Source organism: Pseudomonas sp., assembly GCF_032058845.1.
Lineage (GTDB): Bacteria > Pseudomonadota > Gammaproteobacteria > Pseudomonadales > Pseudomonadaceae > Aquipseudomonas.
Window position 1 is genome coordinate 1 of record NZ_DAMCCR010000136.1, and the last position, 9,250, is coordinate 9,250.

9 protein-coding genes are annotated in these 9,250 nt (G+C 64.3%); 6 read left to right on the forward strand and 3 right to left on the reverse strand.

Annotated elements, in window-relative coordinates; all coding sequences use genetic code 11:
* On the forward strand, nucleotides 1-348 hold a 348-nt coding region (locus RT028_RS18595), incomplete at its 5' end, for a DUF523 domain-containing protein (RefSeq protein WP_312936712.1).
* Here the strand turns inward: RT028_RS18595 and RT028_RS18600 are convergent.
* A complete protein-coding gene (locus tag RT028_RS18600; protein WP_312936714.1) occupies nucleotides 320-796 on the reverse strand; it encodes a transporter substrate-binding domain-containing protein in 477 nt (158 codons plus the stop codon). The two genes, RT028_RS18595 and RT028_RS18600, sit on opposite strands and share 29 nt — an antisense overlap.
* Nucleotides 797-1,254: 458 nt before the next feature.
* Nucleotides 1,255-2,484, reverse strand: coding sequence for a phosphoglycerate dehydrogenase (serA, locus tag RT028_RS18605; RefSeq protein WP_312936716.1), 1,230 nt, complete (start codon nucleotides 2,482-2,484; stop codon nucleotides 1,255-1,257).
* Between the two features lie 170 nt (nucleotides 2,485-2,654).
* On the opposite strand from serA, the gene RT028_RS18610 reads away from it, so the two are divergent.
* From RT028_RS18610 to RT028_RS18625, 4 genes are all read left to right on the forward strand, one after another.
* On the forward strand, nucleotides 2,655-4,052 hold the full coding sequence (locus RT028_RS18610) for an FAD-binding oxidoreductase (RefSeq protein WP_312936718.1): 1,398 nt from the start codon (nucleotides 2,655-2,657) through the stop codon (nucleotides 4,050-4,052).
* Between the two features lie 21 nt (nucleotides 4,053-4,073).
* Nucleotides 4,074-4,739 (forward strand): fumarylacetoacetate hydrolase family protein, encoded by a 666-nt coding sequence (locus tag RT028_RS18615; protein WP_312936720.1) that lies wholly within the window; start codon nucleotides 4,074-4,076, stop codon nucleotides 4,737-4,739.
* A 152-nt stretch (nucleotides 4,740-4,891) separates the two neighbouring features.
* The gene (locus RT028_RS18620; protein ID WP_312936722.1) at nucleotides 4,892-5,821 is read left to right on the forward strand and encodes an SdiA-regulated domain-containing protein; all 930 of its coding nucleotides are present in this window, start codon (nucleotides 4,892-4,894) and stop codon (nucleotides 5,819-5,821) included.
* A 90-nt stretch (nucleotides 5,822-5,911) separates the two neighbouring features.
* Complete coding sequence (locus RT028_RS18625) at nucleotides 5,912-6,823, forward strand: SdiA-regulated domain-containing protein (RefSeq protein ID WP_312936724.1); 912 nt, start codon at nucleotides 5,912-5,914, stop codon at nucleotides 6,821-6,823.
* A gap of 20 nt (nucleotides 6,824-6,843) precedes the next feature.
* On the opposite strand, the gene rpiA is transcribed toward RT028_RS18625, so the two are convergent.
* Entirely contained in the window at nucleotides 6,844-7,518 is a 675-nt protein-coding gene (gene rpiA / locus RT028_RS18630) for a ribose-5-phosphate isomerase RpiA (RefSeq protein WP_312936726.1), read from the reverse strand.
* Nucleotides 7,519-7,651: 133 nt separating this feature from the next.
* Here rpiA and ilvA point away from each other — a divergent pair, with 133 nt between their 5' ends.
* On the forward strand, nucleotides 7,652-9,166 hold the full coding sequence (gene ilvA, locus RT028_RS18635; RefSeq protein WP_312936727.1) for a threonine ammonia-lyase, biosynthetic: 1,515 nt from the start codon (nucleotides 7,652-7,654) through the stop codon (nucleotides 9,164-9,166).
* Nucleotides 9,167-9,250 lie beyond the last annotated feature (84 nt).

The window sequence follows — 9,250 nt, forward strand, 5'->3', positions numbered from 1 at the left end:
CCCGGTGGCCAGGGGGCGCAGGTGCTCGATGGCGCCGCGCAGGTCCTCACGCTGGCCGCCGATGACGTCAGCGCCGCCTTCCTGGCCGGTGCCCGACAGGCGCTGGCGCTGGTGCGCCGGCACGCCATCAGCATCGCGGTGCTCAAGTCAGGCAGCCCCTCGTGCGGCAACCGCCTCACCTACGACGGCACGTTCAGCGGCGTCAAGGTGCCGGGGGAGGGGGTCACTGCAGCGTTGTTGCGGCGTGAAGGTGTGCAGGTCTTCAGTGAGCTGGAGCTCGATGCCGCCGAGCAGGCGCTGGCCCTGCTCGAAGGTCGGCCTATTGAGCTGCCGTCGCCTCAGGCTTGAGCCATCGGGCTTCGAGCTCGGCGAGCTGACCCGCATCCTTGAGGCGTTGCAGCGCGTTGTTCACCGCGCTCTTGAACGCAGGATTGTCTTTCTGGAACGGGATCACCCGTTCGGCCGTGCTGTACGGCTCGCTGGTGTCGAGCTCGGCCTGGGCAGGCACGGACTGCTCGTCCAGGGCCACGTCATACAGGCCGCTCTGCACGCCGGCCATCACCTCCTCGGCAGGCACCTCGATGAAGGCGGGGCGCAGGTCCAGCTCGCGGGCCAGGGCCTGGCCAAGTTCCACGTCGAACCCGGTCATGTGCTCGCCGTCCTTGAAGGCGTAGGGCGCGGCATCAGCCAGTACCGCGATGCGCAGTTCGCCCCGGTCGTTGACTTCGTCCAGCAGCTCGGCCTGGGCCAGTGGACTGATCAGTACTGCAAGCAGCACACCTATGGATGAACGCATGGAGTGTCCCTTCTATCGTGTGAATGGCAGGCGCCGGGCATTCTGCGCAGTGCCTGCCGGCCCGGTCGAACGGTGCCTATGACCGTGCCGGTGGCGTTATGTTTGGCGGGGCGCAGAGTTTTTGCCTGCAAGGCGTGCAGGGGGGCGGCGGCGTGACTGTAGGAGCGACTTCAGTCGCGATGGACGGCGTAGCCGGCCCAGCACAGGCCCCAACGGATCATTTGTAAATCGGGCTGCAGCCATTGGGGCGGCTGCGCCGCCCATCGCGGCTAAAGCCGCTCCCACAGAGTGGATCGCCGCCCATCGCGGCTAAAGCCGCTCCCACAGAGTGGATCGCCGCCCATCGCGGCTCACCGGTCCGGCGCCTAGGGCAGCCGCGAGGGATAGCGAAACGGCCCTGTTGGCTTGAGGGAGCAGCATTGCGGATGTGTCCGGGCCTTCTGCAGCAGCGATCAGTATCAGAACAAGACGCGCGAGCGAATCGTACCCTTCACGTGCTGCAGCTTTTCCTGCGCCAGGTCGGAGTACTCGGCGTCCACGTCGATCACCACGTAACCGACCTTGTCATCGGTCTGCAGGAACTGGCCCGAGATGTTGATGCCGTTGGCCGCGAACAGGCTGTTGATCTCGCTGAGCACGCCCGGGATGTTCTGGTGGATGTGCAGCAGACGGTGCTTGCCGGGGTGTGCCGGCAGGGCCACTTCAGGGAAGTTGACCGACGACACCGAAGTACCGTTGTCGCTGTACTTGACCAGCTTCTCGGCCACCTCCAGGCCGATGTTGGCCTGCGCTTCGGCGGTGGAGCCACCGATGTGCGGGGTCAGGATGACGTTGTCCAGGCCGCGCAGCGGGCTTTCGAACTCTTCGTCGTTGGAGCGCGGCTCGACCGGGAACACGTCGATGGCGGCGCCGATCAGGTGCTTGTCCTTGATGGCATTGGCCAGGTGATCCAGCTCCACCACGGTGCCGCGGGCGGCGTTGATCAGGATCGCGCCCTTCTTCATGGCACGGATTTCCTTCTCGCCGATCATCCACTGGGTGGACGGCAGCTCAGGCACGTGCAGGGAGACGATATCGGCCAGGCCCAGCAGCTCGTTCAGCGATGCCACCTGGGTGGCGTTGCCCAGCGGCAGCTTGGTCAGCGGGTCATAGAAGTAGACCTGCATGCCCAGGCTCTCGGCCAGCACCGACAGCTGCGTCCCGATCGAGCCGTAGCCGACGATGCCGAGCTTCTTGCCGCGAATCTCGAACGAGTTGGCCGCGCTCTTGATCCAGCCGCCACGGTGGCAGGAGGCGTTTTTCTCAGGGATGCCGCGCAGCAGCAGGATGGCCTCGGCCAGCACCAGCTCGGCCACCGAACGGGTGTTTGAGTAGGGCGCGTTGAACACGACGATGCCGCGCTCGCGGGCCGCGTTGAGGTCGACCTGGTTGGTACCGATGCAGAAACAGCCCACCGCCACCAGTTTCTTCGCGCAGTCGAAGAGCTCTTCAGTCAGTTGAGTACGCGAGCGGATGCCGATGAAGTGGGCGTCCGCGATCTTTTCCTTCAGCTCGGCTTCGGGCAGTGAGCCTGTGAAGTATTCGATGTTGGTATAACCGGCAGCCTTCAAGGTATCGACGGCGTTCTGGTGTACACCTTCAAGCAGAAGGAATTTGATCTTGCTCTTTTCCAAAGAGGTCTTGCTCATGTGCGTAAACCTGTATCCCTGAGAGAAAATGGCGAGCGTTGCGGTGCCTTGGCGGCGGGCCCTAGCACGAACGGTGGGGGCAAGATGTTACCATGCGCGACACATTCTGAGCTGATCTCGCCGCGTGAAGCGTACTCAGGCTGACCATGAATAATCCGAGTGTTCCTGCCATGACCAACCCCGCAGCCCTCGCAGAACTCCATACCCTCGTCGACCCCGGCAAAGTCCTCACCGATCCTGAGGCCTTGCAGGCCTATGGCACCGACTGGACCCGCCAGTACAACCCCGCACCCAGTGCCGTGGTGTTGCCCAAGACCATCGAGCAGGTGCAGGCCATCGTTCGCTGGGCCAACCGTCATCACATCGCCCTGGTGCCTTCGGGTGGCCGTACCGGGCTGTCTGGGGCAGCGGTCGCGGCGCAGGGCGAAGTGGTGGTGGCCTTCGACCAGATGAACCGGATCCTCGCCTTCGATGCGGTCGACCGTACGGTGGTCTGCCAGCCGGGGGTCATCACCCAGCAACTGCAGCGTTGCGCCGAGGAACATGGCTTGTACTACCCGGTCGATTTCGCCTCGTCCGGTTCCAGCCAGCTAGGCGGCAACATCGGCACCAATGCCGGTGGCATCAAGGTGATTCGCTATGGCATGACGCGCAACTGGGTCGCGGGCCTGAAAGTGGTCACCGGCAGCGGCGAGTTGCTGGAGCTGAACAAGGGCCTGATGAAGAACGCTACCGGCTATGACCTGCGCCAGTTGTTCATCGGTGCCGAGGGCACACTCGGTTTCGTGGTCGAGGCGACCATGCGCCTGGAGCGCGCACCGCGCAATCTCACCGCCATGGTGCTCGGCACGCCGGATTTCGACGCGATCATGCCGGTGCTGCATGCCTTCCAGGGGCAGCTCGACCTGACCGCTTTCGAGTTCTTTTCCGACAAGGGCCTGTCGCACATTCTGGCCCGGGGTGACGTACCCGCGCCGTTCGCCACCGACTGCCCGTTCTATGCCCTGCTGGAATTCGAAGCCAGCACCGACGAAGTCGCCAATCAGGCGCTGGCCACCTTCGAGCACTGCGTGGAGCAAGGCTGGGTGCTCGATGGCGTGATGAGCCAGAGCGAAACCCAGCTCAGGAACCTGTGGAAGCTGCGCGAATACCTGTCGGAAACCATCTCGCACTTCACCCCGTACAAGAACGACATCTCGGTCACGGTGGCCAAGGTGCCAGCCTTCCTGCGCGACATCGATGCCGTGGTGGCGCAGCACTACCCTGACTTCGAGGTGGTCTGGTACGGCCATATCGGCGATGGCAACCTGCACCTGAACATCCTCAAGCCGGGCGGCATGCACAAGGACGAGTTCTTCGCCCGCTGCGCCCAGGTCAATCAATGGGTGTTCGAGATCGTTCAGCGCTACGAGGGCTCGATTTCCGCCGAGCATGGCGTGGGCATGACCAAGCGCGATTACCTGCACTACAGTCGCTCGGCTGAAGAAATCGCCTGCATGAAAGCCATCAAGGCGGTGTTCGACCCGAACGGCATCATGAATCCGGGTAAGATCTTCGCTCCCGAATAACAGTCAGCAATGGAGTCGGCCATGAGTTATCAGCACCAGTACGTAGACGGTACGCGCATCCACTTTCCCCTCGGCAAGGTGGTGTGCGTCGGACGCAACTACGCCGAGCACGCCAAGGAGCTGAACAACCCGATCCCCACCGAACCGCTGCTGTTCATCAAGCCGGGCAGCTGCGTGGTGCCGGCCGACGGCGGCTTCAAGATTCCCGAAGGCCGCGGGTCGGTGCATTACGAGGCAGAAATTGCCGTGCTGCTGGGCAAGCCGCTGTCGGCGGCCGCCACTGCCGAAGACGTGCTGGATGCCATTTCCGGCTATGCGCCGGCCCTGGACCTGACCCTGCGTGACCTGCAATCCAAACTCAAGGACAAGGGCCTGCCGTGGGAACTGGCCAAGTGCTTTGACGGCGCCTGTGTGCTGCCGCCGTTCGTTTCCCCCGGCGCGTTTGCCGACGTCAATGACATCCCGATTCGTCTGACCATCAACGGCGAGGTGCGCCAGGACGGCAGCAGCGCCATGATGCTCAACCCCATCGTGGCAATCATTCAGCACATGGCTGCGCAGTTTTCCCTGCAGGCCGGCGATGTCATCCTCACCGGTACGCCGGCAGGTGTCGGGCCGTTCGAGGCGGGCGATGAGCTGGTGCTGGAGCTGCCCGGTGTCAGCCGCTTTGAAAGCCGAGTGTTGTAGGCGAAAGCCGATTTTCGCGTTGTTTTACTCTTTTTTCACAACGATTATGGATAATCGCCGGGTCTTTTTCCCAAGCGCTCCTTGAGCTGCGGGGGCCGCGCGGCGGCCCTTGCGCGCTCTACAGCGTGCGCACGAGTCAGGTGACTACCGCCATGCCCAGCCCTTCATCTCCTTCTCTGGCTTCGCCCCTGCGCGCGCGCGCGGTATGGCGTCGCTGGCCGTTCTGGCTGGTGGCTGCAGCAGTGCTCGGCATCGGGCTGGCCAGGCTCATGCATTGGGACGACCGCGGCCTGCTGTGGATCAAGGAGAACCTGCAAAGCCCTGCCGAGCGTCATGAAAGCGTCTGGCTGCCGGATTATGTGGCCGACATCGACGCCAAGGTGCTCGACGGCATCGGCGATGACGAAGCCTCGGACCTGGCCTTCAACCCGCTCACCCGCACGCTGTTCTCGGTGATGGGCAAGCACTCGTTTCTGGTCGAGCTGAGCCTGGACGGCGATGTGCTGCGCAAGATGCCCCTGCGTGGCTGGGACAACCCCGAAGGCGTGGCCGTGCTGGAAGACGGCCAGATCGCGATCACCGACGAGCGTCAGCACAGCCTGGTGCTGGTCAAGGTCGACGCGCACACCACCGAACTCAATCGCGCCGACTTCACCGCCTATGACCTGGGCACCTCGGCAGACGACAACAAGGGCTTCGAAGGCATCGCCTGGGACCCGCATCGCCAGCGCCTGGTGATCGGCGAAGAGCGCCCGCCGCAGCTCTACGGCTGGGACACCAGCGGCCACGGCCCACTGACCGGCAGCAAGTACCGCCTTCCCAGTGGCGAGCTCGACTTGCGCAACCTGTCAGCGCTGGCGGTCGATCCGCGCACCCATCACCTGCTGGTGCTGTCGGCCGACTCGAACATGCTCCTGGAGCTGGACGAGCAAGGCAAGCAGGTCAGCTTCATGACCCTGCTCGGCGGCTTCAACGGCCTGGGCTCGCGGATTCCGCGGGCCGAAGGCGTGACGATGGACGAGCACGGCACGCTGTACATGGTCAGCGAGCCGGACCTGTTCTACCGCTTCAAGAAGAACTGACGGCCTTTTCGGATTTTTCTGGGTCGAACTTAAGCGTTGCTTCAGCTGTTCGTGCTTAGATTCGCCACCTTTTTCGTCGAGTCGTCGTTCATGCGTCGTTTCTTTCGTTTTCCGCTGCTGCTGTTGATCCCGGGGCTGGCCGCCTTGCTGCTGGCCGGTGTGGCCGCCCAGGAGTTCCGCCTGTTCGAGCGCGGCTGGTTCAACGTCAAGAGCTGGTGGCAGCCGCCGGCTGAAGGGATCGCGTTGCAGCGCTACCGCGCCACGCTGCAGGCTCAGCCCATCGAAGGGCTCGACGACGATGTTTCGGCGCTGACCTACGACCCCGAGAGCAAAACCCTCTTCACCGTCACCAACGCCCGCTCCGAGCTGGTCGAGCTGTCGCTGGACGGGCGCATTCTGCGCCGCGTGGCGCTGACCGGCTTTGGCGATCCGGAAGCCATCGAGTACGTCGGTCCAGGGCGTTTCGTCATTACCGATGAGCGTCAGCAGCGTCTGATTCTGGTGCACCTGGACGACACCACCACTGCGCTCGATGCCAATGACGCCGAACAGTTGACCCTGGGCATCGGCCTCAATGGCAACAAGGGTTTCGAAGGCCTGGCCTACGACTCGTTGGGCAAGCGCCTGTTCGTGGCCAAGGAACGCGACCCGATGGTGATCTATGAGGTACGCGGTTTCCCCAGCGCCCACCCGGAAAAACCCTACGCGGTGCATGTGGTGCAAGACCGCGAGCGCGATTCGCGGCTGTTCGTGCGCGACCTGTCGAGCCTGCAGTTCGATGAGCGTAGTGGGCACTTGCTGGCGCTGTCGGACGAATCCCGGCTGGTGCTGGAATTGAGCGTGGAAGGCAAGCCGCTCAGCACGCTGTCGCTGCGCAAGGGCTATCAGGGGCTGGAGCACACCGTGCCACAGGCCGAAGGCCTGGCGATGGACGAGGCGGGGACGATCTACCTGGTCAGTGAACCCAACCTGTTCTACGTGTTCAAGCCGCAACCCGACTGAGTGCGGCGTGAACCTGGGGCTCAGCGGGCCTTGAGGGTCTGCACGCCTTCGGCCGTGCCGAGCAGCAGCACATCGGCCGGACGCGCGGCGAACAGGCCGTTGGTGACCACGCCGACGATGGCGTTGATCTGGCTTTCCAGCAGACGCGGGTCGGTGATCTGCAGGTTGTGCACATCGAGAATCAGGTTGCCGTTGTCGGTCACCACGCCTTCGCGGTAGACCGGGTCACCGCCCAGTTTGACCAGCTCGCGCGCCACATGGCTGCGGGCCATCGGAATCACTTCCACCGGCAGGGGGAACGCGCCCAGCACCGCAACCAGCTTGCTGGCATCGGCAATGCAGATGAACTGGCGCGCGACGGCGGCGACGATTTTCTCGCGGGTCAGCGCTGCGCCACCGCCCTTGATCAGGTTCAGGTGCTGGTCGCTCTCGTCAGCGCCGTCGACGTAGAACTCCAGCGCATCGACGCTGTTCAGCTCATACACGGCAATGCCGTGGTTCTTCAGGCGCGCGGCAGTGGCTTCGGAGCTGGCGACCGCGCCGTCGAAGGCACCCTTGTGCTGTGCCAGGGCGTCGATGAAGCAGTTGGCCGTCGAACCGGTGCCGACGCCTACCACGCTGTTCCTGTCGAGTTTCGGCAAGATGAGGTCGACAGCAGCCTGGGCGACGGCCTGTTTGAGTTGGTCCTGGGTCATGCGGGCTCCGGGAGGGGCGAGGAGGGATTCAAAGGCGACCAGTATAGCGACTCGCACGCCTTTGCTGTGGTCCCGCTCCATGGCGCTGCGGTAGACTTCCACCCCCTGTCCCGCCGCCCAGTGTGCTTCCCCGATGCTCGAACAGTACGTCAAGAAGATCCTCACCTCGCGCGTCTACGACGTTGCTGTCGAAACCCCGCTGCACAGCGCCGGGCAATTGAGCCGTCGGCTGGGCAACCAGATCCTGCTCAAGCGCGAAGACCTGCAGCCGGTGTTTTCCTTCAAGATTCGCGGCGCGTACAACAAACTGGCGCAGCTCACCCCCGAAGAGCTGGCCCGTGGCGTGGTCACCGCCTCGGCCGGCAACCATGCCCAGGGCCTGGCCCTGGCGGCGCGCGAGCTGGGCATCAAGGCCACCATCGTCATGCCCAAGACCACCCCGGAGATCAAGATCGAAGGCGTGCGGTCGCGCGGCGGTCAAGTGGTCCTGCATGGCGACTCGTTCCCCGAGGCGCTGGCCTTCTCGTTGAAGCTGGTCGAGGAGCGGGGCTTCGTCTACATCCACCCCTACGATGACCCACACACCATTGCCGGCCAGGGCACCGTGGCCATGGAAATCCTGCGCCAGCACCCGGGGCGGCTGGACGCGATCTTCGTGCCGGTCGGTGGCGGCGGGCTGATCGCCGGCATCGCGGCCTACGTGAAGTACCTGCGCCCGGAGATCAAGGTCATCGGCGTCGAGCCAGACGACTCCAACTGCCTGCAGGCGGCCATGGCGGCCGGTGAGCGTGTGGTGCTGCCGCAGGTCGGGCTGTTTGCCGACGGCGTGGCCGTCGCGCAGATCGGCCAGCACACCTTCGATATCTGCCGCTTGCATGTGGATGACGTGGTGACCGTCAGTACCGACGAGATCTGTGCGGCGATCAAGGACATCTACGACGATACCCGCTCGATCACCGAACCTGCCGGCGCCCTGGGCGTGGCGGGGATCAAGAAGTACGTGGAAATGACCGGCATCACCGGGCACACCCTGGTGGCGATCGATTCAGGCGCCAACGTCAACTTCGACCGCCTGCGCCATGTCGCCGAGCGCGCCGAGCTGGGCGAGAAGCGCGAGGCGATCATCGCCGTCACCATTCCCGAGCGGCCTGGCAGCTTCAAGGTCTTCTGCGAAGCGATCGGCCGCCGGCAGATCACCGAGTTCAACTACCGCAAGCACACCGCAGACGAGGCGCACATCTTCGTCGGCGTGCAGACCCACCCCGACACCGACCCGCGTGCTGCCCTGGTGCAGCAACTGCAGGAGCAGGGCTTTCCGGTCGTCGACCTGACCGACAACGAACTGGCCAAGCTGCACATTCGCCACATGGTCGGCGGGCACTCGGCCAAGGCGCATGACGAAATCGTGCTGCGCTTCGAGTTCCCCGAGCGGCCAGGCGCGCTGTTCAACTTCCTCAACAAGCTGGGCGGGCGCTGGAACATCTCGATGTTCCATTACCGCAACCATGGCGCCGCCGATGGTCGCGTGGTCGCCGGTCTGCAAGTGCCTGAAGACGAGCGTCATCTGGTCCCGGCCGCCCTGGAGGCGATCGGCTACCCGTACTGGGACGAAACCGAGAACCCGGCCTACCGGCTGTTCCTGGGCTGAGGGGCTACGCTTGGCCCACGCGCCGCCTGATCCGCACCTGGGCCGCCGGCGTTGAACGCGGCGGTCCGGCGTTCCGGCGTCGCA